Annotated in this window: 1 protein-coding gene; it reads right to left on the minus strand. The window is 45.9% G+C overall.

Annotation, left to right across the window (positions count from 1 at the left end; all coding sequences use genetic code 11):
• On the minus strand, window positions 1-333 hold a 333-nt coding region (locus HMPREF2805_RS11260), incomplete at both ends, for an SIALI-17 repeat-containing surface protein (RefSeq protein ID WP_186822551.1).

The following is a 333-nucleotide window of genomic DNA, read 5'->3' on the forward strand; positions in this document are numbered from 1 at the left end:
ACCACCTGTGAACTCTGGATCTTCTCCACGAATAACTGTTTCTGAACCAGTCACCCCACCAGTAAACTCTGGTACTTCATGACTAGCTGCTTCTGTTCCATTGACACCACCTGTGAACTCTGGATCTTCTTCACGAATAACTGCTTCTGAACCAGTCACACCACCAGTAAATTCAGGAAGTTCATGACTAGCTGCTTCTATTCCATTGACACCACCTGTGAACTCTGGATCTTCTTCACGAATAACTGCTTCTGAACCAGTCACACCACCAGTAAACTCTGGAAGTTCATGGCTAGCTGCATCTATTCCATTGACACCACCTGTGAACTCTGG

Origin of the sequence: Streptococcus sp. HMSC034E03, assembly GCF_001811505.1 — a bacterium.
GTDB lineage: Bacteria > Bacillota > Bacilli > Lactobacillales > Streptococcaceae > Streptococcus.